The organism is Amycolatopsis sp. NPDC101161 (assembly GCF_044768185.1).
Classification (GTDB): domain Bacteria; phylum Actinomycetota; class Actinomycetes; order Mycobacteriales; family Pseudonocardiaceae; genus Amycolatopsis.
Window position 1 is genome coordinate 381,533 of sequence record NZ_JBIWPI010000002.1, and the last position, 20,287, is coordinate 401,819.

The window sequence follows — 20,287 nt, forward strand, 5'->3', positions numbered from 1 at the left end:
CTGAGGGCGGGAGGACGGTTTTGACGGGCTTGGAAGCACCGGCGCTGAAGCTTGGCGGGCAAATCGCTTCAACGGCGGCGAAGTCGTGGCTGCAACGGCGGAAGGCCAGCGTCGCGCGGTCTGCTGACCTGGTCGACCTGGCGGCTGGTGAGCTGAAGGGGCCGCTCGAGCGGCGCAAGCTGGAGAACCTGGTCCAGAACATCGGCATGCAGGTGGCCGAGCAGCTGGAGCAGGTCCTCGCGGACCGCTTCTCGACGCTGCCGCAGAACGAAATCGACGCGGCTTTCCTCGCGGTTGAAGACGCGCTGACGAAAGCGGATCTGTCGGACGAGGCGTTGCTGTCGGCGGACGCGGATCCCGAGCAGCTGGCTCGCAAGATCCGCGGTTCGTTGCCCGACCTGGCGGCTTCGCGGCACCTCGCGCCGAAGGCGGCGGCGCTGTACGAGCTGGCGCTCGACCAGGCGTGCCGGCACCTGGTGCAGGTGGTCCGGCACCTGCCGTCGTTCCAGCCGCGCGCACTGGCGGAGCTGCTGGGGCGACTGAGCAAGCAGAGTGACCAGCTGGAGGAGCTGCTGGCCCGGCTCCCGAAGACGAGCCTCACGGCCCCGGACGGCACGGATCACGACGCCGAGTTCGAGGCGACGTATCTGAGCTTGCTCGCCCGTGACCTCGACCGGCTCGAACTGCTCGGTCTAACGATGGACGATCAGCCAGCGTTGCCACTGACGGTCGCCTACCTGAGCTTGAGCGTCTCGCCCGAGGGCGAATCCCGCGCGGCCGACCGTCGCATCGACGAGTTGTGGTTCGAAAAGCGACAAGATCACGCGGGTAGCGCGAACATGCGAGTAGAGACGGCCCTGAGCGGCACCATCCGGGTCCTGGTGCGTGGGGAGGCCGGGTCGGGCAAGACGACGCTGCTGGACTGGCTGGCCGTGACGGCGGCTGGCGGCCGGTTCACCGGCAAGCTCGCCGACTGGAACGGCCGGGTGCCGTTCCCGATCCGGCTGCGCTCCTTCGCCGCGAAGCCGCTACCGCGTCCGGAAGAGTTCGTCGCGCACATCGCGCCGATGCTGGCGCCGCCGGAGGGCTGGGCACGCCGCCTGCTCGATGCGGGCCGGGCCATGGTCCTGGTCGACGGGGTCGACGAGGTGGGCACCGGCCACCGTCGCGAGGTGAAGGCGTGGCTGCGAGAGCTGGCGCTGGCTTTCCCGGCCAACGTGATCGTCGTGACCTCCCGCACGGCCGCGGCGGACCAGAACTGGTTGCTCCAGGAAGGGTTCAGCTGCGTCCTGCTCGAGCCGATGAACGCCGACGACATCAGAGCGCTGGTGGAGCGTTGGCACAAGGCGGCCGCAGCCGGCGGCACAGTGAGGTCGGACACCGACCTGCCCGCGGTCCAGAGGCGGCTGCTCAACCAACTGGACAGCCGGCCGCACTTACGAACTCTGGCCGCGAGCCCGTTGCTTTGCGCGATGTTGTGCGCGCTCAATCTGGCCCACCGGTCGGAGCTACCGCGGGACCGGATGGATCTGTACCGCAAGGCGCTGTCCATGTTGCTGCACCTGCGCGATGCGGAGCGCAAGATCGGCGTGATCCTCACGGAGGCGCAGAAGCAGATCCTGCTCGGCGATCTGGCGTGGCGGCTCACCATGGCTTCGAAGGTGGAACTGCCCAAGGATCGCGTCCGGCAGCACCTAGCCCGGCGCTTGCCGTCGCTGCCACACGTCGACCACACGCCGGACGAAGTGCTGGATCACCTTTTGGAACGCAGCGGGGTACTCCGCGAGCCGGTGCGGGACCGGGTCGACTTCGTGCACCGAACATTCCAGGAGTGCCTGGCCGCCAACGAAGCGACCGAGCAGGACTATCTGGAGACGCTGATCGACCGAGCCCACCTGGACACGTGGTGGGAGACGATCGTGATGGCGTGCGGCCACGCGAAACACCATCAGGCGGGGACGTTGCTGAACGGAATTCTGGACCGGGCGGACGAGGGAACCCGTCACGCCCGGCACCTGCGGTTGCTGGCGGCGGCCTGCCTCGAGACGGTGAGCAACGTGTCGCCGGACGTCATCGCCCGGGTCGAGGCGATGATCCAGGAACACTTGGTGCCACCGCGAAGCATGCGAGAGACACAGTCATTGGCATCGATCGGGCATCGCGTTCTGCGGTACATGCCCGAGACCCTCGAGGGGTTGTCGAACGCGATGGCAGCGGCTTCAGTACGGGCGGCTGCGCTCACCGCAGGTACCGACGCATTGAGGCTGCTGCGTAACTACGCGCAAGACCCACGCTTGAAGGTTCAAGAACAACTGATCCAGGCCTGGCAGTTTTTCGACCCCGAAAGCTACGCGATCGAAGTTCTGGCCGATTCTCCGCTAGCCGGAGGCACAGCGAGCGTCAAGAGCACGCGTCTCTTACCGCACGTGCGCCACCTCAAGAACCTTGCCAGGCTGCTGGTCGTCCTGCCTGCCGCCGAGCGACAATCGGATCTCAGCACACTCAACTATTTGCCGTCCTTAACATCCGCCTCGGTATTCTTCCACGAGGAAGAAACGGTGGATCTCAGTTCGTTGACCGATCACGCAAACCTGGCATCAGTCTTCCTTTTCTTCGCCCGAAAATTCACCGGTATACGAAACCTTAAAAGTCTCGAGCGACTCAGGTATTTCATACTTTACAGTTATCTTCCCTGGCGAAATCTCGAACCTTTCAGCGAGCTGACAAGCCTCGAACTGCTCAGCCTCAGTCATCTGCAGCGGGTGAGAAGCCTCGACCCGCTCGCATCGCTGGAAAAATTGAACCATTTGTCCCTGGAAGGAGTCCACCCGAAGACGTTAGCCACCTCGATACCGTTGACCGCACCAACGAACGTCGTAATTCATCAGGAAAGCAAGGGAGCGATGATTGCCGGCGAGACAATCATCGGCTGCTTTCCTCGGGTGGCAAACCTCAATCTCCACGGCATGAAGGTCGGCGATCTCAGCCCTATCGCTGCTGGCGGAAAGCTGCGCAAGCTGACTCTTGACTCAATCATCGGACCGGTGGACCTGAGCCCGCTGGCTGAACTGAACGTGACCATCACGGTCACCGGAACCGAGCTCCGCGGCGTCGAGAAGCTCGGCCCCGGCGTCAAGCTGATCGTCCGCTAACCCTCGGCGAGTTCCCGCAACGCCGGGAGCAGGGCCCGCAACGCCCTGCCCCGGTGGGAAACCGCGTCCTTCTCCGCCGGCTCCATCTCCGCCGACGTCCGCGACTCCCCGTCGGGCACGAAGATCGGGTCATACCCGAACCCATTCACACCCCGCCGCGCGCGGACCAACGACCCGCGCCACTCGCCGCGGACCACCGTCTCCTCACCCGACACCAAAACAAGAGCCGCCGCGCACACGAACTGTGCCCCGCGCCTCTCGTCCGGCACGTCCCGCAGCTGCCCCAGCACCAAGTCCAAATTGGCGTCGTCGTCGCCATGGCCACCCGACCACCGCGCCGACAACACGCCCGGCATGCCGTTCAACGCGTCGACCGCGAGACCCGAATCATCGGCGATGGCCGGCAGCCCGCACGCCGCCACCGCGTCGCGGGCCTTCGCCACCGCGTTGCCCTCGAAGTCCGGCGCTGTCTCGGGCGCCTCAGGGAAGTCGGGCACGTCCGCGAGACCGAGGACCTCTATCCCCGAAATCCCCTCCGCGACGAGGATCCGCCGCAGCTCGCCCAGCTTCTTCGCGTTGCGCGTCGCCAGCAGCAGCTTCGTCACTTCGAGCCCTTCTTCTTGTCCGGACGCGGCTCCGGCAGCTCGCCCGGGTACGGCAGCGCCAGCGCCTCGTTCTGCAGGCGGGTCAGCTCCTCACACCCCGCCAGCGCCATGTCCAGCATCGTGTCCAAAGTGGACCGCGCGAACGTCGCGCCCTCGCCGGTGCCCTGGACCTCGATCAGCGTGCCCGCGTCCGTGGCCACCACGTTCATGTCGACCTCGGCGCGCGAGTCCTCTTCGTACGGCAGGTCGAGCCGCACGCGGCCGTCGACCACGCCGACGCTCACCGCCGCCACCGACGACGACAGCGGCTGCGGGTCGTTGAGCCGGTTCGCCGCGCCCAGCCACGTGACCGCGTCCGCCAGCGCGACGTACCCGCCGGTCACCGCGGCCGTGCGGGTGCCGCCGTCGGCCTGGATGACGTCGCAGTCGATGACGATCGTGTTCTCGCCCAGCGCCGCCAGGTCGATGCAGGCCCGCAGCGAGCGGCCGATCAGCCGCGAAATCTCGTGCGTGCGCCCGCCGATGCGGCCCTTGACCGACTCGCGGTCGCCGCGGGTGTTCGTCGCCGACGGCAGCATCGCGTACTCGGCGGTCACCCACCCCAGCCCGGACCCGGCCCGCCAGCGCGGCACGCCTTCGGTGACGCTCGCCGCGCACAGCACGCGCGTGTTGCCGAATTCGATCAGGACCGACCCCGCCGGCCACTGCTGGAACCCCCGGGTGATCTTGATGTCCCGGAGCTGGTCGTCGTTCCTGCCATCTTTGCGAGCCACGGAGAGCACTCTAGGACCGGCCGCTCAGACGTCGTATACGGCACCCTGCTTGACGACCTCGGCGCCGGGGAACTCCACCGAGGCCTCGGCCAGGACCGCGCCGGCGTCCGTCCACGGCGCGATGTGCGTCAGCAGCAGCCGGCCGACGCCGGCGTCGCGCGCCAGCTCACCGGCCTGCTTGCCCGACAGGTGCACGCCCGCCGGCCGTTCCGCCGAATCCGTCCAGGACGCCTCGGCCAGCAGCAGGTCGACGCCGTCGGCGAGCTCGTTCAGCGCCCGGCACGGCCCGGTGTCGCCGGTGAACGCCAGGATCCGGCCGCCGTAGGAGATGCGCAGTCCGTACGCCGGGGTCGGGTGGTCGACCTCGACCGCGACGACCTCGAACGGCCCGATCCGGAACGGCTCCGCCCGCAGCGGGTGGAAGGCGTAGACGTCGGAGAGGTCCGTGACGGCCCGCTCGGTCTCGTTGGGCGCGTACGCGTTGGCCAGCCGGACCGGCGCGTCCGGCGGCGCGTAGAGCGGCAGCAGGCGCGGGCGCGCCGGGTACGGCGGCGCCGGGTGGTAGCGCCGCAGGACGGTGAGCGCGCTGACGTCGGCGCAGTGATCGGGGTGCAGGTGCGTGAGCACCAGGGCGTCCAGGTCGAACGGGTCGGCCACGGCCTGCAGCTGCGCCAGCGTGCCGTTGCCGAGTTCGAGGCCGAGCAGGAAGCCCTCGGCCTCGACCAGGTAGCCGGACGCCGCGGTGTTCGGCCCGGGGATGCTGCCGGAGCACCCGAGGATGGTCAGTCGCACGTCGACACCCTAAGCGCCCGGGCGCCTGATCACGCGGTGGTGGGAGCGAGGACACCCGGGGCGAACCCCATGAACCGCGCGGCGAGCCGGGTGAACGGCTCGGCCGAGCCGGTGGCCAGGAACTCGTGCCGCGGCGGGGTCTCCCGGGTCGTCAGCAGGTCCCGCTCGGTGAGCACGCGGACGACGTCCTTGGCCGTCTCGTCCGCGCTCGACACGAGGGTGACCTCCTGGCCCATCACGATCTGCAGCACGCCCTGCAGGAGCGGGTAGTGCGTGCAGCCGAGCACGAGCGTGTCGACCTCGGCGTCGAGCAGCGGCTGCAGGTAGCCCTGCGCGAGCCCGAGCACCTGGCGGCCGGAGGTGATGCCGCGCTCGACGAAGTCGACGAACCGCGGGCAGGCGACGCTGGTGAGGGTGATGCCCGGCGCGGCGGCGAACGCGTCCTCGTACGCGCGCGAGCGCACGGTGCCCTCGGTGCCGATCACGCCGACCCGGCCGGTGTGGGTGGCCACGACGGCGCGCCGCGCGGCCGGGAGGACCACCTCGATGACCGGCACGTCGTAGCGCTCACGTGCGTCGCGCAGGCAGGCCGCGGACGCCGTGTTGCACGCGATGACCAGGGCTTTCACTCCGCTCTCGACGATCTCGTCGAGCGCCTCGAGCGCGTAGCCGCGCGCGGTGGCGATGGGGAGCGGCCCGTACGGGTTGCGCGCCGTGTCACCGACGTACCGGAGCTGCTCGGCGGGCAGCTGCTCGAGGAGCGCCCTCGCCACCGTCAGCCCGCCGACACCGGAATCGAACACGCCGATCGGGGCATCAGCGGGCGATGAGGTCACCCTTCGAGGTTACCCGTCGCCGCCGGGACGACCTTGCGCGACCGGCGGCTCGTCAGCCACGCCGCGAGGACGCCGGCCAGCGCGCCGAAGACGTGTCCCTGCCAGGAAACGCCGGGGTTGCCCGGCAGCAGCCCGGCGAGCATGCCGCTCCACACGCCGAGCAGGACGACGGCGACCAGGATCTGCCCGGCCGCGCGGTTGAAGATGCCGCGCACCAGCAGGTAGGCGAGCCAGCCGAAGGCCAGCCCGGACGCGCCGACGGTGACCCCGTTCGCCGGCCCGATCAGCCACACGCCGAGCCCGGACACCACCCAGATGATGGCCGTGACCAGCGCGAACCGGCCGATCCCGGCGGCCATCGCGAGGAAAGAGAAGACGAGCACGGGCACCGTGTTCGCGAACAGGTGCGACCAGCCGGCGTGCAGCAGCGGCGCGAACAGCACGCCGTCGAGACCGGAGAGGACCCGCGAGTGGATGCCGCCCTGGACCAGGTCGCCGGGCAAGATCACATCCACCAGCTCGACCAGGTAGAGCAGCAGGGTGAAGGAGAGCGCCACGATCGCGGCCGCCTTGGGCTTCGGCGGCAGGACGCGCTGGGCGACGTCGGTTTCCGGGGCGGGGTTCGAAGTGCTCACGTGATCGACGCTACGTCGATCGCGGCGCCTCCACCTCGGGTGAAATCCCTGATCCACGTTTTTGTCGGTGCCTCCCGCTAGCGTCTGCGGCATGGGGAACTTCGACGTGAACGGGTACTTGGACCGGCTCGGCCTCGAGGCGGAGCCGCCGAGCGTGGCCGCGCTGCGGCGGCTGCACGCGGCGCAGGTCGAGCGCGTGCCGTACGAGGCGCTGGAGGTCCAGCTCGGGCGGCCGACGCCGCTGGAGCCGTCGGCGTCGCTGGCGCGGATCCTGCGTGGCCGCGGCGGGTACTGCTACCACCTGAACGGCGCCTTTTCGGCGCTGCTGCGCGAGCTCGGCTACCAGGTCACGCGCCACCTCGGCGGGGTGCAGGGCGGTCCGGGCGACGCGCCGAACGTCGACCGCAACCACCTGGCGCTGACCGTCACCGGCCTGCCGGACGACCCCGGGGCGACTTGGCTGGCCGACGTCGGGCTGGGCGACGGCATCCACGAGCCGCTCCCCCTACGGGAAGGCACGTACACCCAGGGCCCGCACACCTACCGGCTGCGGCCGTCGGAGGTCGCGCCGGGCGGCTGGCGGTTCGACCACGACCCGTCGGGCAGCTTCACCGGCTTCGACTTCGCCCCCGGCGCGGCGGAGATGGGCGACTTCGCGGAGAAGCACGCGTGGCTGTCGACCTCGCCGGAGTCCGGGTTCGTCCGGGTCTGCGTGCTGCAACGGCGGGACGCGGCGGGCGTCGACACCCTGCGTGCGCTCTCCCTGAACCGCCACGGCGTGAAGGAGGTCGTCGAGTCGCCGGCCGAGTGGTGGACGGCCGCGGCGGACGTCTTCGGCGTCACCCCGGACCTGTTCACGGACGAGGAGCGCGAGCGGCTGTGGCGGCAGGTCGTGACGCAGCACGAGGCCCACGCGGGCGGGCCGGTGGTCAGCGTGTGACCGGCGCCGGCGGCAGCGGGGCCTTGCCGAGCGCGTAGTCGACGGCGGCGTCGGCGTGCAGGCGGGAGGTGGGGAAGGTCGGCACGGGCGAGTCGTCCGGGCCGACGAGCAGCTCGATCTCGGTGCAGCCGTAGATCACGCCCTCGGCACCGGCCTCGACGAGCCGTGCGATCACGCCGCGATAGGCCTCGCGCGACTCCGGCTTCACGACGCCGAGCACGAGCTCGTCGTAGATGACGCGGTGGACGAGATCGCGGTCGGCTTCGGCGGGCACGAGCACGTCGAGGCCGTGCGCGGCGAGCCGGTCGCGGTAGAACGGCTGTCCCATGGTGAACCCGGTGCCGAGCAGCCCGACCCGCCGGATCCCGGCGGCCTTGACGGCCTCGGCGGTGGCGTCGCCGAGGTGCAGCAAGGGGATGCCGAGGCCGTCTTCGAGCCGGTCGGCGACCTTGTGCATGGTGTTGGTGCAGAGCACGACGACGTCGGCACCGGCGGCCTCCAACGCGCGGGCCGCGCGGTTCAGCTCGGCGCCGGCGTCGTCCCAGCGGTCTTCGGCCTGCATCGCTTCGATGGCGGCGAAGTCGACGGAGTAGAGGATCGTGTGCGCCGAGTGGAACCCGCCGAGCGCGGTCTTCACCCGCTCGTTCACGAGGCGGTAGTACTCGGCGGAAGATTCCCAGCTCATCCCGCCGAGCAGCCCGATGACCTTCATGCTGTCCAGCATGCCCGAACTGCGCACGGCTTTCGCCGGGGTGTCGAACGTCCTGGTCACCGACGGCACCTCGGCCGTCCTGGTCGACGGCTTCTTCTCGCGGCCGTCACTGCTGAAGATGGCGACGCGGGTGGCGCCCGATCGCGGCCGCATCGACGACGCCCTGCGGCGCCTCGGGGTCACGAAGCTGGACGCCGTCCTGGTCGCGCACTCCCACGTCGACCACGTCCTCGACGCGCCGGTCGTGGCCGAGCTGACCGGCGCCACGCTGGCCGGTTCGCCGTCGACCCGGAAGGTCCAGGAAGGCTACGGCCTGGCCGCCGAGCCCTTCGAGGAGCTGCTGCCGGGCAGGCCCGTCGAGTTCGGCGCCTTCACGGTGACGCCGGTCGAGGCCGTCCACAGCGCCGGCGACCGGGTGCCGGGCGAGATCACCGAGCCGGTCCGGGTACCGGCCAAGGCGAAGGCGTTCAAGACCGGCCGCTGCTACTCGTTCCACATCGCGCACGCGGCGGCCAGCGTCCAGGTCCACGCGTCGGCGAACTTCGTGCCCGGCGCTTTGGCGGGTTACCGGGCCGACGTCGTCTACCTGGGGGTCGGAGAGGCGGGGAAGCAGACCGAGGAATGGCGGGAGCGGTACTGGCGCGAGACCGTCCGCGCGCTCGAACCGCGCGCGGTCCGCCCGATCCACTGGGACGCCTTCTGGCGCCCGCTGTCCAAGCCGCTGAAGCTGCTGCCGAAGCTGTTCGACGACCTGGGAGCGACGATGGCGACCTTCGAGCGGCTGGCCGAGGCCGACGGCGTCGACCTGGCCCTGCCCGAGCTGTGGAAGGCCGAGTGACTCAGGCCCAGAGCTGCCCGTCCAGCCGTTCGGCGGCCTCGTCGAGCGACCCCGCGTAAGCCCCCGTCGACAGGTACTTCCACCCCGCGTCCGCGACGACGAAAGCGACGTCCGCCGTCTCGCCGCGCGCCGCGGCCTTCTCGGCCACCGCCAGCGCCGCGTGCAGCACCGCGCCGGTCGAAATGCCCGCGAAGATGCCTTCGTGCTCCAGCAGCTCGCGCGTGCGGCGCAGCGCGTCGTACGCGCCGACGGAGAAGCGGCCGTTGAGGACGCTGGGGTCGTACAGCTCCGGGACGAACCCCTCGTCGAGGTTGCGCAGGCCGTACACCAGCTCACCGTAGCGGGGCTCGGCCGCGATCACCTGGACGTCCGGCTTCGCCTCGTGCAGGTAGCGCCCGACGCCGACCAGCGTGCCGGTCGTGCCGAGACCACCGACGAAGTGCGTCAGCGTCGGCAGGTCCTTCAGCAGCTCGGGCCCGGTGCCGCGGTAGTGCGCGTCGGCGTTGGCCGGGTTGCCGTACTGGTAGAGCATCACCCACTCGGGGTTCGCCTCCGCCAGCTCCTTCGCCCGCCGGACAGCTTCGTTCGAGCCGCCCGCGGCCGGGGAGAACACGATCCGCGCGCCGTAGGCCTGCAGCAGCTGCTTGCGCTCGGTCGAGGTGTTCTCCGGCATGACGCAGACCAGCCCGTAGCCCTTGAGCTTGGCGGCCATGGCCAGCGAGATGCCGGTGTTGCCCGACGTCGGCTCCAGGATCGTGGAGCCGCGGCGCAGCTTGCCCTCGCGCTCGGCGGCTTCGATCATGGCCAGCGCGGGGCGGTCCTTGATCGAGCCGGTCGGGTTGCGGTCCTCCAGCTTCGCCCACAGGCGCACGTCGTGCGTGGGCGAGAGCCGGGGCAGCCCGACCAGCGGGGTGCCGCCGAGCGCGTCGAGCAGGGACTCGAAGCGAGCCATCGATCAGCCACCGGCCACGGCGGGGAGGATGGTCAGGGTGTCGCCGTCCTTGACCTCGGCCTCGAGCCCGCCGGCGAAGCGCACGTCCTCGTCGTTGACGTAGACGTTGATGAAGCGGTGCAGCTTCTCCTCCTTCACCAGGCGCGCCTTGAGGCCGGCGTGCCGGGACTCGACGTCGTCGATGACCTCGAGGACGGTCGCGCCCTTCGCCTCGACGGACTTCTCGCCGCCGGTGTGGGTGCGCAGGATCGTCGGGATGGAGACGGTCACGGCCATGGGTTCTTACCTCCGGTGGGTTCTTACACGCAGACGCCGGTGGCGCGGCGGTTTATTCCGACGGGCTCAGTCGACGATCTCGACCGGCTCCTCGGTGATCTCGGCGTCCACGATCCGGTACGACCGGAACTCGTGCACTTCGGGGTCGCGGGTGGAGACGAGCACGTAGTGCGCGTCCGGCTCGGCCGCGATGTTCGCGTCGGTCCGCGACGGGTAGGCCTCGGTCGCGGTGTGCGAGTGGTAGATCACCACCGGCACCTCGTCGTTGGCGTCCATCTCCCGGTAGAGCTTCAGCAGGTCACCGGAGTCGAACTCGTAGAACGTCGGCGACCGGGCGGCGTTGAGCATGGGGATGAACCGCTCGGGCGAGTCGGACCCTTCGGGCCCGGCGATGACGCCGCACGCCTCGTCGGGGTGGTCACGACGGGCATGGGCGACGATCTCGTCGACGAGTTCACGGCGGATCCGGAGCACACCGACATCTTAGGTGGTGGACACAAGCTGTCCAGATGATGAGATATTGCGCTCACCAGGACAATCGGTGGATGCCGATGCCCGCGAACGCCCGCGAACGCTGCCGCGAGTTCCTCGAAGACGGCGAGCGGATCCAGTACCTCATCCCCGGCACCTCACTCTACGTCGACGGCGTCCGCACCCGGGCCGCGTTCTTCATCGTGGTCACCGACCGCGCGATCACGGTGCTCTACGGCGGCCGGTTCCGCCGCTACACGCCGAAGGCGGTCTACGACCGGCTCCCCCGGCGCATCGAGATCGGCCCGGTCGAGGTCCACCCGTCGCTCGGCCCGGTGCTGTCCTTCGCCCGGCTGCACCTGGAGATCGACGAGGAGTACGTGAGCGCCGTCCGCGCGGCGAACCTCGAAGGCGCCCACGACCTGCCGCCGGACCCGCTCCCGGACCTCTGACCCGGTCACAGCTCCCGGGTGCCCGCCGTCACCGGCGGCCGTTACGCGAACGCCTCCGGCCAGACGTCCCGGTACGCCGGCACCCCGCCCGCGGTGGTCGCCGCCAGCAGGCCGTGCACCATCGCCCGCGCGAACACCCGCGCCGCCGCCGCGCACAGCGTGTCCAACGCCGCCGGGCGCGCCGCCAAGCCGAACGGGCCGCTCGCGTCCGGCAGCTCGCGTGCGCCCGTGGCCAGCGCGAACACCGTGTCGCCGTCGAACATCGAGTGCGCCGGGCGCACCGCGCGCGCCAAGCCGTCCTGGGCCGCCACCGCCAGCCGCCGCGCTTCGGCCTTCGACAACGCCGCGTCCACCGCGACCACGCCGATCGTCGTGTTCAGGTCGGTCCGCCGGGACGGCAGGTCAGCCGGTCGCGAAGGCCACGTCACGCCGAAGTCGCCGTGGTCGGCCGCATACGCCCGGCCGGTCGTCAGGTCCACGGCCTCGCCGGCCGCGTTGACCGCCGCCAGCGCGCCGACCGTGTACTCGCCGACGACCTCGCTGGCCGAGCCGATCCCGCCCTTCAACGACCCGACGGCCGCGCCGGCACCGGCGCCGACCGTGCCCAGCGTGAAAGAGCCCGAAGCCGCTTCGCACGCCGCGTACCCGAAGGACGCGTCGGGCCGGTTTCCCCATTCGCTGCGCGGCAGGTCGAACAGCACGGCCGCGGGCACGATCGGCACGACTTCGTGCGGCTGCGCGCCCACCGGAAAGCCCAGGTTGCGCTCGGAAAGCCACTTCATCACGCCGTCCGCCGCCGCGAGGCCGTACGCGGAACCGCCGGAGAGGCACACCGCGTTGACCCGCTGCACCAGGTTCTCCGGCTCCAGCAGGTTGGTCTCCCGCGTACCGGGTGCGCCGCCGCGCTGGTCGACGGCGCCGACCGCGCCGTCCGGGACCAGGACCACCGTCGTCCCGGTCGCCCAGCCGTCGCCGATCCGCTCGTGGTGCCCGACGAGGACACCCGGGACGTCGGTGATCATCCGGTCAGCGCCTGGATCAGCGTCTCCTGCACCCAGGTCAGCCAGTGGTAGACGCCCAGGTGCGGCGCCCGCGGGTCGTCCTCGGGCAGCTCGTCGGGCATGTCTTCGGTGACGTCGAGCGCGGTGCCCAGCGCCAGCCGGACGTCGTTGAGCGCGCCCAGCCACGCGTCGGCCTGCTCCTCGGTCAGCCGGACGTGGCCGCCGTCGCGCGGCAGCGTGTCGAGCACGATCTTCGCGACACCCACCTTGACGTCCAGCAGCTCCGGCTCGTGCAGCGAGCGCATCGCCGCGGCCGAGTCGATGTCCTCCCGCGAGGGGTTGTCCGGGTCGAGCTTGTGGAAGTCCGGGAGCAGCCGCGAGAGCACCGGGTCGTCCGGGGACTCGGTGGGCCCGGTGCGGATACCCGTCAGCTCGGCGAGCTCGTCCTGCGGCGCCTCTTCGGCGCGCGCGGTCAGCATGTCCTCGAGCTGGCTGACCAGCCCGCGCAGCACGGCGGCCTCCTGCTGCTCGAAGCCCGCGTGGATCACCGCGCCCTTGCGCCGCCAACCGTTCACGAGGGCTGCTCCATGGTGGCCCACAGGCCCGCCGCGTGGAGTTTCGCCACGTCCACCTCCACCTTTTCCTTGCTGCCGGACGACACGATCGCCTTGCCCTTGTGGTGCACGTCCAGCATCAGCTTGGTGGCGTGGTCGCGGCTGTAGCCGAACAGCTTCTGGAAGACGTACGTCACGTACGACATGAGGTTCACCGGGTCGTTCCAGACCACGGTCCGCCAGGGGGTGTCCGACTCGGCGACCTCGGCCCCGACCGGCTCGACCTGCGTCTGTTCGGAAGCGACAGGCGTGGACATGCACCCCATGGTGTCACGGGGCGCACGGGGTACGCCGCGCCAGGTCCGGCCATGTGGGTGAATAGGCTTACCCCATGGGTTCACCGGAGCCGGCCACGGCCAGCACTGCGCTGCTCACCGACCACTACGAGCTGACCATGCTGGGCAGCGCGCTCGCCGACGGGACGCACGCGCGGCCCTGCGTGTTCGAGGTGTTCGCCCGGCGACTACCGGACGGGCGCCGCTACGGTGTCGTCGCCGGCACCGCCCGCGCTCTCGACGCGATCGCGGACTTCCGCTTCACCGACGCCGAACTGGCGCAGCTGGAAGCGACCGCGGTCGTCGACGAGGCGACGCTGGCGTGGCTCGCCGACTACGAGTTCTCGGGCGACATCGACGGCTACCCCGAGGGCGAGCTGTACTTCCCGGGCTCGCCCCTGCTCACCGTCGCCGGCTCGTTCGCCGAGTGCGTGCTGCTGGAGACGCTGGTCCTGTCGATCCTCAACCACGACAGCGCCATCGCGTCGGCCGCGGCCCGGATGTCCGGCGCCGCGCACGGCCGCCCGATCATCGAGATGGGCGGGCGCCGCACGCACGAGTACGCCGCCGTCGCGGCCGCGCGCGCCGCCTACCTGGCCGGCTTCGCGACCACGTCCAACCTCGAAGCCGGACGCCGCTACGGCATCCCGACCCGCGGCACCGTCGCGCACGCGTTCATGCTGCTGCACGACAGCGAAGAGGCCGCGTTCCGCGCGCAGGTCGAGAAGATGGGCCCGGACACGACGCTGCTCGTCGACACCTACGACATCACCGCCGGCATCGAGACCGCGGTCCGCGTGGCCGGGCCGGAGCTCGGCGCGATCCGGATCGACTCGGGCGACGTCGGCCCGCTCGCCCGCCGCGCCCGCGAGCAGCTGGACTCCCTCGGCGCCAAGGACACCCGGATCGTCGTGTCCGGTGACCTCGACGAGCACGCCATCGCGGCGCTGCGCGCGGAGCCCGTGGACGCGTACGGCGTCGGGACGTCGGTGGTCACCGGGTCCGGCGCGCCGACCGCCGGGATGGTCTACAAGCTGGTCGAGGTGGACGGCAAGCCGGTCGCCAAGCGCAGTGCCCACAAGGAGTCCCGGGGCGGGCGCAAGTCCGCGCTGCGGCGCCACCGCGGCACCGGCACGGCGGTCGAAGAGGTCGTCTGGACGACGTCCGGGAAGGCTCCGGAGCCGGACGCGAACGACCGCCCGCTGCAGATTCCCCTGATCCGCGGCGGCCGCGCGGAGGCGGACCTGCCTACGCTCGACGACGCGAGGCAGCGGCTGCGCCGCGGCCTGGTCAGCCTGCCGTGGGAGGGCCTCAAGCTCTCGCACGGCGAGCCCGCTATCCCGACGCTGTTTCTCTGAACGGAGACCGACCCATGGGGACCGCGCTGATCGTGGTGGACGTGCAGAACGACTTCTGCGAAGGGGGTTCGCTGGCCGTCGCCGGCGGCGCGGCGGCCGCGGAGACGATCTCCGCGCTGAGCACGACCGGCGGTTACTCGCACGTGGTGGCCACCCGCGACTACCACATCGACCCGGGCACCCACTTCAGCGCGACGCCGGACTTCGAGGAGAGCTGGCCGCCGCACTGCGTGGCCGGCACGCCCGGCGCGTCGTTCCACCCGGCGCTCGACGTCGTCCCGATCGGCGAGGTGTTCTCGAAGGGCGAGTACAGCGCGGCCTACTCGGGCTTCGAAGGCGCGTCCCGGGACGGCAAGTCCCTCGAAACGTGGCTGCGCGAGCACGACGTGACCGACGTCGACGTCGTCGGCATCGCCACCGACTACTGCGTGCGGGCGACGGCGCTGGACGCGGCCCGGGCCGGGTTCGGCGTGCGGGTGCTGCTCGACCACACGGCCGGGATCGCGCGCGCTTCGGTCGACAGCACCCTGCGGGACTTCGACGAAGCCGGCGTCACGCACACCGGAAGGGCGCACGTCGCGTGAAGGACCTGCAGGCACTGCTGGCGGAACACCGGCTCGTCGCGATCCTGCGCGCCGCCGACGCGTCGCGCTTCGCCGACGCGGCGATGGTGCTGCACGCGGCGGGCGTCCGCCTGCTCGAAGCGACGCTGACGACGCCGGGCGCGCCCGCGGCCATCACCGCGTTGCGCCTGGCGCTCGGCGACGACGCGCTGATCGGCGCGGGCAGCGTCCGCGAACCGTCCGATGTGGACATCGCGGTCGACGCGGGCGCGGCGTACCTGATCACGCCGACGGTCAACCCGGCGGTGCTGGAGCGCGCGGCCGAGCTGGACACGCCGGTGGTCTGCGGCGCGCTGACGCCGACCGAGATCGACCAGGCGTGGCGCCTCGGCGCGGCCGCGGTGAAGGTGTTCCCGGTCGCGGCGGTCGGCGGGATCGCCTACCTGCGCGCGGTCCGCGCCCCGCTGCCGGACGTGCCGCTGGTCCCGACGGGCGGCGTCCACCTGGCCGACGTCGAGGGCTACCTGCGGGCGGGCGCGATCGCGGTCGCCGCGGCGACACCGTTGCTGGGCGACGCGCTGTCGCCGAGCGGCAGCCTGCCGGACCTGGCGGCCCGGGCGGGCGAGTTCGTCGCGGCGGCGGCCCGCTTCACGACCGCCTAGCTACTTCTTCCCGAACGGGTCGCAGGCGGCCGTGCCCAGGTAGATGTCGCCGCTCGCCGGGCCGCCCTGCGGGAACAGCTCGATGTGCACCGCGTGCGTCACCAGGCTGCCGTCCGGCGGCTGGGGCGTCACCGTCTCGTTGAGGATCACCGTGGCCAGCGCCGTGCCCGCGGGGCCGCCCGGGATGACGATCCGGTCGTTCGGCGGGATCTGCGCGGGCACGGTGATCCCCTCGACCGCGCCGATCGAGACCTCGCCCTGGCTGCCCGTGGCCGTCGTCGCGCACTTCACCGAGTACGTGCGCACCGACAGCGCCGGGCCGCCGTAGCGCTTGAGCACCGTGGCCTCGAAGCGGTGCCCGGACGCCTGCGCGATCGACACCGCGTCCGAGCGGCCGCAGCCGCTCTCACCGGTGCCGAACACCGCGATCTCACCGGTCTCGCCCCCGGGAGTCCGGGCGGCGTAGGGGCCGTCGGCGGTGCATTTCGCCAGGTCACCCGTGACGACGTGCTCGTTGTCGATGGTCACGTCCAGCGAGCCGGAAGACGCCCATCCGGTGGACGTGACCGGCGCCGCGGCGACCAGGAGCGGAGCGGCCAGCGTCGTCACCGCCAGCAACCGGAATGTCCTCTTCCTGGCGGTTCGCATGCGCCGGCCTCCACGGTTCGCGTGACAGTTCGTAGTTACCCACTTCGTGATCGGCAGGCCGGCCGCCGCCCCTGATCGGGTCCACCCGGACGGGTGGCCGGTGAGGAACGCAACTCAGGGGTCTTTTCCCGGGGTAACGAGCGTTAACCTCGATCGTCGCCTGTGTCCCACCCTGGGAGGTTTTGTGTCTTCGCTGTCCTTCGCCGCCAAGCGGCCCGTGCTGGCCGACCTCGTGCCCGGTTCGCTCGTCCGGGACATCGCGCTGGTCGCCGGCGGTGCCGTGCTCACCGGCGCCGCCGCGCAGCTGACGATCCCGGTGCCGGGCAGCCCGGTGCCGATGACCGGCCAGACGTTCGCCGCGCTGCTCGTCGGCGCGTCGCTCGGCATGTCGCGCGGTGCCGCGTCGATGCTCGTGTACCTGCTCGTCGGCGCCGTGGGCGTGCCGTGGTTCCAGCACGGCACCGCGGGCCTGTCCGGCGCGAGCGCCGGCTACATCGTCGGGTTCGTCTTCGCCGGCGCGCTCGTGGGCGCCCTGGCCGGCCGCGGCGGCGACCGGACGCCGGTGCGCACCGCGGGCACGATGGTGCTCGGCAACCTCGTGATCTACGCCTTCGGTGTGCCGTGGCTGATGGCGTCGACTGGGTTCGACCTGTCCACCGCGTTCGCCAAGGGCGTGACGCCGTTCCTCGTCGGGGACGCGATCAAGATCGTCGTCGCCGCGGGTCTGCTGCCGCTGACCTGGAAGCTGGTCTCGGGCCGCACCGAAGACTGACCGCTCGCCGGGGACCTGCCACGCGGGAGGTCCCCGGCGGCGCGAGTGGCCCGTTCGCGACGGATCACCGATCCTGTCGGCCCCGGCGGCTAATGTGTGTCGCTGTGCCCGCCCGAACCGATTTCCCCGGCGTCCTCGAACTCCTCACCCACGCGGTGGAGTCCGTGGGCGGTGCCGAACGCCCAGGGCAGGTCGAGATGGCGGACGCCGTCGGCCGCGCCATCCGCACCGGCGAGCACCTGGCCGTGCAGGCGGGCACCGGCACCGGCAAGTCCTTGGCCTACCTCGTCCCCGCGATCCGCCACGCCGTCGAGAAGGAAGCCACCGTCGTCGTCTCGACGGCGACGATCGCGCTGCAGCGCCAGCTCGTCGACCGCGACCTCCCCCGGCTGGCGAAGGCGTTGAAGAAGCCGCTGGGCCGCGAACCGACCTTCGCGATCCTCAAGGGCCGCCGCAACTACATGTGCCTGCACCGCCTGGACTCCGGCGCGCCGGACGAGCCGGAGGACGCCCAGCTCTTCGACCCGTTCGCGGTGTCGCGGCTGGGCAAGGAGGTCACGCGGCTGCGGGAGTGGGCGTCCGACACCGAAACCGGCGACCGCGACGAGCTCGTCCCCGGCGTCACCGACCAGGCGTGGCGCCAGGTGTCGGTGACGGCGAAGGAATGTCTCGGCGCTTCGCGCTGTCCGATCGGCACGGACTGCTTCGCCGAGAAGGCGCGTGCCGAGGCCGGCCGCGCCGACATCATCGTCACCAACCACGCGCTGCTGGCGATCGACGCCCTGCAGGGCTACCAGGTCCTGCCGGACCACGACGTCGTGATCATCGACGAGGCGCACGACCTCGTCGACCGCGTCACCTCGGTCGCCACCGGCGAGCTGACCAGCGCGATGTGCGCGTCGGCCGCGCGCCGCTGCGGCAAGCTGATCGACGCCGACGTCGCCGACGGCCTGCTGGAGGCGGGTGACGGGCTGGCGCTGATCGTCGACGACCTGCCCGCGGGCCGGATGGACGAGCTGCCGCGGCCGCTGAAGGGCGCGATCCCGGCGGTCCGCGACGCCGCGCACGCGTGCATCACGGCGCTGGGCTCGGACCGCAAGGAAGACGTCGAGGGCGCCACCGCGCGCAAGCTGGCGCGCTCGCTGCTCGACGAGGTGCACGACACCGCGGTCCGGCTGCTGGAGGCGTTCGACGACGACCAGGCGCACCAGCGCGACGTCGTCTGGCTCTCCGGCGACAAGTACTCCGCGAACCCGCGGCCGCCGGCGCTGAAGGTGGCGCCGCTCGGCGTCGCGGGTCTGCTGCGCGAGCGCGTCTTCAACCAGCACACGACGATCCTGACGTCGGCGACGCTGACGCTGGGCGGCACGTTCGACACCATGGCGCGCCAGTGGGGCCTCCCGCCGGGCGCCGCCCGCGTCGAAAAGGCGCCGGGAGCCGCGACGGACAAGGAAGTGCCGTCGGACGACTCAGGCCCGAAGTGGACCGGCCTGGACGTCGGCTCGCCGTTCGACCACAAGCGCAACGGCATCCTCTACCTGGCCAAGCACCTGCCGCCGCCGGGCCGTGACGGCCTCGCGTCGTCCACAATGGACGAACTGGCCGAGCTGATCGAGGCCGCGGGCGGCCGCACGCTCGGGCTGTTCTCCTCGATGCGGGCGGCCAAGCAGGCGGCCGAGGAGATGCGCGAGCGGCTCGACTTCCCGATCCTCTGCCAGGGCGAAGACGCGACTTCGCTGCTGGTCCAGAAGTTCTCCGAGGACGTCCGCACGTGCTTGTTCGGCACGTTGAGCCTGTGGCAGGGCGTGGACGTGCCCGGGCCGTCGCTGCAACTGGTGGTGGTCGACCGGATCCCGTTCCCGCGGCCGGACGACCCGGTGTCCTCGGCGCGCCAGCGCGCGGTGGAAGCCCGCGGCGGCAACGGGTTCCTGACCGTGGCGGCCACGCACGCGGCGCTGCTGCTCGCGCAGGGCACCGGGCGGCTGCACCGGTCGGTCACCGACCGCGGGGTGGTCGCGGTGCTGGATTCGCGGCTGGCGAACGCCCGCTACGGCGGATTCCTCCGTGCTTCGCTGCCGCCGTTCTGGCCGACGATGGACCCGAAGGTGGCGCGCGACGCCCTGCGCCGGCTGGACGCAGCCGCGCCCGCGTGACGCGGTCCACAACACCGCCCGGTACGGTGAAGCAACCGAAGCAATAAAGGGAGCACCGGTTGACCCAGGATTCGTCCAGCGCCCAGTCCCGGACCGTCAGCGTCGACGACACCGGCGTGCGGCGGCGGCTCGCGGACGGCAGCGAAGAGGCTGTCACGTGGGCCGGTCTGTCGTCGGTGATGGTCCGCGTGATCCCCGACGGCCCCTGGAACGAAGACGTCTTCTTCATGCTGGTGGGCACCGACGGCAAGGGCACCGCGGTCCCGAGCGGTGACCCGGCGGCGGACGCGCTGATCGAGCGCCTGCAGGCCTTGCCGGGCTTCGACAACGAGAAGTTCATCGAGGCCATGACGACCGACGCCGACCAGGCCTACGTCGTCTGGGAATCCAGCGAGAACTAGGCGGTCGGGAACTCCTCCGTCACCGGGATCCCCTTCTTGAGCGTCCGGCTCACCGTGCAGAGCCGCTCGATCGCGCGGTCCACGGCACCGGCCAGCGCTTCCCGCTGATCCGCCGCCAAAGTCGACACGTCGACATCGAACGCGACGTGCACGGCGTCCAGCTCCGAAGCGCCTTCGCGGCGATCGGCGCTCACGGTCACCCGGAACTTCGCGTCTTCGCCGACCCGCCGCGTGATCAGCTCTTCGGCCGTCACCGCGCTGCAGCCCGCGGCCGCGATCTGCAGCAGTTCGGCGGGCGAGAACGCCCCTTCCGCGCCCGCCCGGCCGAGCCGGACCTCCGCGCCGCGGTCGTTGCGGCCGGTGAACGCGTGCTGTCCGTCGCGCTGTACTTCCAGTCCCATGCCCG

Annotated in this window: 24 protein-coding genes; 10 read left to right on the forward strand and 14 right to left on the reverse strand. The window is 71.3% G+C overall.

Annotated features, from left to right (window positions below; all coding sequences use genetic code 11):
• Positions 1-20: 20 nt before the first annotated feature.
• Positions 21-3,152, forward strand: a complete 3,132-nt coding sequence (locus ACIRSS_RS12830) for an NACHT domain-containing protein (RefSeq protein WP_400894089.1) — start codon at positions 21-23, stop codon at positions 3,150-3,152.
• Here the strand turns inward: ACIRSS_RS12830 and rdgB are convergent.
• Genes rdgB through ACIRSS_RS12855 form a run of 5 tightly spaced genes read right to left on the reverse strand, consistent with a single transcriptional unit; the run spans position 3,149 to position 6,793 of the window.
• Positions 3,149-3,757, reverse strand: coding sequence for an RdgB/HAM1 family non-canonical purine NTP pyrophosphatase (gene rdgB, locus ACIRSS_RS12835; RefSeq protein WP_400894091.1), 609 nt, complete (start codon positions 3,755-3,757; stop codon positions 3,149-3,151). The two genes, ACIRSS_RS12830 and rdgB, sit on opposite strands and share 4 nt — an antisense overlap.
• A complete protein-coding gene (gene rph, locus ACIRSS_RS12840; RefSeq protein WP_400894093.1) occupies positions 3,754-4,530 on the reverse strand; it encodes a ribonuclease PH in 777 nt (258 codons plus the stop codon). Before rph ends, rdgB begins: the two co-directional genes overlap by 4 nt.
• Positions 4,531-4,554: 24 nt before the next feature.
• Positions 4,555-5,322, reverse strand: coding sequence for an MBL fold metallo-hydrolase (locus tag ACIRSS_RS12845; protein WP_400894095.1), 768 nt, complete (start codon positions 5,320-5,322; stop codon positions 4,555-4,557).
• A 29-nt stretch (positions 5,323-5,351) separates the two neighbouring features.
• Complete coding sequence (murI, locus tag ACIRSS_RS12850; RefSeq protein WP_400894097.1) at positions 5,352-6,158, reverse strand: glutamate racemase; 807 nt, start codon at positions 6,156-6,158, stop codon at positions 5,352-5,354.
• Entirely contained in the window at positions 6,155-6,793 is a 639-nt protein-coding gene (locus tag ACIRSS_RS12855; protein WP_400894099.1) for a rhomboid family intramembrane serine protease, read from the reverse strand. Before ACIRSS_RS12855 ends, murI begins: the two co-directional genes overlap by 4 nt.
• Before the next feature lie 91 nt (positions 6,794-6,884).
• On the opposite strand from ACIRSS_RS12855, the gene ACIRSS_RS12860 reads away from it, so the two are divergent.
• Entirely contained in the window at positions 6,885-7,733 is an 849-nt protein-coding gene (locus ACIRSS_RS12860; protein WP_400894101.1) for an arylamine N-acetyltransferase, read from the forward strand.
• Here ACIRSS_RS12860 and ACIRSS_RS12865 read toward each other — a convergent pair.
• Positions 7,723-8,445, reverse strand: a complete 723-nt coding sequence (locus ACIRSS_RS12865) for an aspartate/glutamate racemase family protein (RefSeq protein WP_400897436.1) — start codon at positions 8,443-8,445, stop codon at positions 7,723-7,725. The two genes, ACIRSS_RS12860 and ACIRSS_RS12865, sit on opposite strands and share 11 nt — an antisense overlap.
• Before the next feature lie 10 nt (positions 8,446-8,455).
• Between ACIRSS_RS12865 and ACIRSS_RS12870 the strand changes: the two genes are divergently transcribed.
• Positions 8,456-9,283, forward strand: coding sequence for an MBL fold metallo-hydrolase (locus tag ACIRSS_RS12870; protein WP_400894103.1), 828 nt, complete (start codon positions 8,456-8,458; stop codon positions 9,281-9,283).
• Position 9,284: 1 nt separating this feature from the next.
• On the opposite strand, the gene ACIRSS_RS12875 is transcribed toward ACIRSS_RS12870, so the two are convergent.
• The 3 genes from ACIRSS_RS12875 to ACIRSS_RS12885 form a co-directional block, all read right to left on the reverse strand.
• Positions 9,285-10,235: a PLP-dependent cysteine synthase family protein gene (locus ACIRSS_RS12875; RefSeq protein WP_400894104.1), complete on the reverse strand. Its 951-nt coding sequence runs from the start codon at positions 10,233-10,235 to the stop codon at positions 9,285-9,287.
• 3 nt (positions 10,236-10,238) lie between these two features.
• On the reverse strand, positions 10,239-10,511 hold the full coding sequence (locus ACIRSS_RS12880) for a MoaD/ThiS family protein (RefSeq protein WP_176175260.1): 273 nt from the start codon (positions 10,509-10,511) through the stop codon (positions 10,239-10,241).
• A gap of 66 nt (positions 10,512-10,577) precedes the next feature.
• The gene (locus ACIRSS_RS12885) at positions 10,578-10,985 is read right to left on the reverse strand and encodes a Mov34/MPN/PAD-1 family protein (RefSeq protein WP_400894106.1); all 408 of its coding nucleotides are present in this window, start codon (positions 10,983-10,985) and stop codon (positions 10,578-10,580) included.
• A 71-nt stretch (positions 10,986-11,056) separates the two neighbouring features.
• Here ACIRSS_RS12885 and ACIRSS_RS12890 point away from each other — a divergent pair, with 71 nt between their 5' ends.
• The gene (locus tag ACIRSS_RS12890) at positions 11,057-11,434 is read left to right on the forward strand and encodes a hypothetical protein (RefSeq protein ID WP_400894108.1); all 378 of its coding nucleotides are present in this window, start codon (positions 11,057-11,059) and stop codon (positions 11,432-11,434) included.
• A 41-nt stretch (positions 11,435-11,475) separates the two neighbouring features.
• Here ACIRSS_RS12890 and ACIRSS_RS12895 read toward each other — a convergent pair whose 3' ends face one another.
• Genes ACIRSS_RS12895 through clpS form a run of 3 tightly spaced genes read right to left on the reverse strand, consistent with a single transcriptional unit; the run spans position 11,476 to position 13,306 of the window.
• Positions 11,476-12,456: a P1 family peptidase gene (locus ACIRSS_RS12895; protein ID WP_400894110.1), complete on the reverse strand. Its 981-nt coding sequence runs from the start codon at positions 12,454-12,456 to the stop codon at positions 11,476-11,478.
• A complete protein-coding gene (locus ACIRSS_RS12900; protein WP_372664175.1) occupies positions 12,453-13,010 on the reverse strand; it encodes a DUF2017 domain-containing protein in 558 nt (185 codons plus the stop codon). The genes ACIRSS_RS12895 and ACIRSS_RS12900 overlap by 4 nt, the downstream gene beginning before the upstream one ends.
• Positions 13,007-13,306: an ATP-dependent Clp protease adapter ClpS gene (gene clpS, locus ACIRSS_RS12905; RefSeq protein WP_400894112.1), complete on the reverse strand. Its 300-nt coding sequence runs from the start codon at positions 13,304-13,306 to the stop codon at positions 13,007-13,009. Before clpS ends, ACIRSS_RS12900 begins: the two co-directional genes overlap by 4 nt.
• A gap of 74 nt (positions 13,307-13,380) precedes the next feature.
• Here clpS and ACIRSS_RS12910 point away from each other — a divergent pair, with 74 nt between their 5' ends.
• Genes ACIRSS_RS12910 through ACIRSS_RS12920 form a run of 3 tightly spaced genes read left to right on the forward strand, consistent with a single transcriptional unit; the run spans position 13,381 to position 15,907 of the window.
• Positions 13,381-14,682, forward strand: a complete 1,302-nt coding sequence (locus ACIRSS_RS12910; RefSeq protein ID WP_400894114.1) for a nicotinate phosphoribosyltransferase — start codon at positions 13,381-13,383, stop codon at positions 14,680-14,682.
• Positions 14,683-14,696: 14 nt separating this feature from the next.
• Entirely contained in the window at positions 14,697-15,266 is a 570-nt protein-coding gene (locus ACIRSS_RS12915) for an isochorismatase family protein (protein WP_400894116.1), read from the forward strand.
• Entirely contained in the window at positions 15,263-15,907 is a 645-nt protein-coding gene (locus ACIRSS_RS12920; RefSeq protein ID WP_400894118.1) for a bifunctional 4-hydroxy-2-oxoglutarate aldolase/2-dehydro-3-deoxy-phosphogluconate aldolase, read from the forward strand. Before ACIRSS_RS12915 ends, ACIRSS_RS12920 begins: the two co-directional genes overlap by 4 nt.
• Here the strand turns inward: ACIRSS_RS12920 and ACIRSS_RS12925 are convergent, their stop codons facing one another.
• Complete coding sequence (locus tag ACIRSS_RS12925; protein WP_400897438.1) at positions 15,908-16,525, reverse strand: choice-of-anchor P family protein; 618 nt, start codon at positions 16,523-16,525, stop codon at positions 15,908-15,910.
• 214 nt (positions 16,526-16,739) lie between these two features.
• On the opposite strand from ACIRSS_RS12925, the gene ACIRSS_RS12930 reads away from it, so the two are divergent.
• The 3 genes from ACIRSS_RS12930 (at position 16,740) to ACIRSS_RS12940 (ending at position 19,881) form a co-directional block, all read left to right on the forward strand.
• Positions 16,740-17,327 (forward strand): biotin transporter BioY, encoded by a 588-nt coding sequence (locus ACIRSS_RS12930; protein WP_364452688.1) that lies wholly within the window; start codon positions 16,740-16,742, stop codon positions 17,325-17,327.
• A gap of 104 nt (positions 17,328-17,431) precedes the next feature.
• Entirely contained in the window at positions 17,432-19,480 is a 2,049-nt protein-coding gene (locus ACIRSS_RS12935; RefSeq protein WP_400894120.1) for an ATP-dependent DNA helicase, read from the forward strand.
• Between the two features lie 59 nt (positions 19,481-19,539).
• Entirely contained in the window at positions 19,540-19,881 is a 342-nt protein-coding gene (locus tag ACIRSS_RS12940; RefSeq protein WP_086672538.1) for a hypothetical protein, read from the forward strand.
• On the opposite strand, the gene ACIRSS_RS12945 is transcribed toward ACIRSS_RS12940, so the two are convergent.
• Entirely contained in the window at positions 19,878-20,282 is a 405-nt protein-coding gene (locus ACIRSS_RS12945) for an OsmC family protein (protein WP_400894122.1), read from the reverse strand. The genes ACIRSS_RS12940 and ACIRSS_RS12945 overlap by 4 nt on opposite strands.
• Between the last annotated feature and the right edge of the window lie 5 nt (positions 20,283-20,287).

What these genes read in the sequence shown, in the direction of transcription:
- ACIRSS_RS12860 (WP_400894101.1), top strand. Translation starts at nt 6,885, where the DNA reads ATGGGGAACTTCGACGTGAACGGGTACTTGGACCGGCTCGGCCTCGAG.
- ACIRSS_RS12865 (WP_400897436.1), bottom strand. Translation starts at nt 8,445, where the DNA reads ATGAAGGTCATCGGGCTGCTCGGCGGGATGAGCTGGGAATCTTCCGCC.
- ACIRSS_RS12870 (WP_400894103.1), top strand. Translation starts at nt 8,456, where the DNA reads ATGCCCGAACTGCGCACGGCTTTCGCCGGGGTGTCGAACGTCCTGGTC.
- ACIRSS_RS12875 (WP_400894104.1), bottom strand. Translation starts at nt 10,235, where the DNA reads ATGGCTCGCTTCGAGTCCCTGCTCGACGCGCTCGGCGGCACCCCGCTG.
- ACIRSS_RS12880 (WP_176175260.1), bottom strand. Translation starts at nt 10,511, where the DNA reads ATGGCCGTGACCGTCTCCATCCCGACGATCCTGCGCACCCACACCGGC.
- ACIRSS_RS12890 (WP_400894108.1), top strand. Translation starts at nt 11,057, where the DNA reads ATGCCGATGCCCGCGAACGCCCGCGAACGCTGCCGCGAGTTCCTCGAA.
- ACIRSS_RS12895 (WP_400894110.1), bottom strand. Translation starts at nt 12,456, where the DNA reads ATGATCACCGACGTCCCGGGTGTCCTCGTCGGGCACCACGAGCGGATC.
- clpS (WP_400894112.1), bottom strand. Translation starts at nt 13,306, where the DNA reads ATGTCCACGCCTGTCGCTTCCGAACAGACGCAGGTCGAGCCGGTCGGG.
- ACIRSS_RS12910 (WP_400894114.1), top strand. Translation starts at nt 13,381, where the DNA reads ATGGGTTCACCGGAGCCGGCCACGGCCAGCACTGCGCTGCTCACCGAC.
- ACIRSS_RS12915 (WP_400894116.1), top strand. Translation starts at nt 14,697, where the DNA reads ATGGGGACCGCGCTGATCGTGGTGGACGTGCAGAACGACTTCTGCGAA.
- ACIRSS_RS12945 (WP_400894122.1), bottom strand. Translation starts at nt 20,282, where the DNA reads ATGGGACTGGAAGTACAGCGCGACGGACAGCACGCGTTCACCGGCCGC.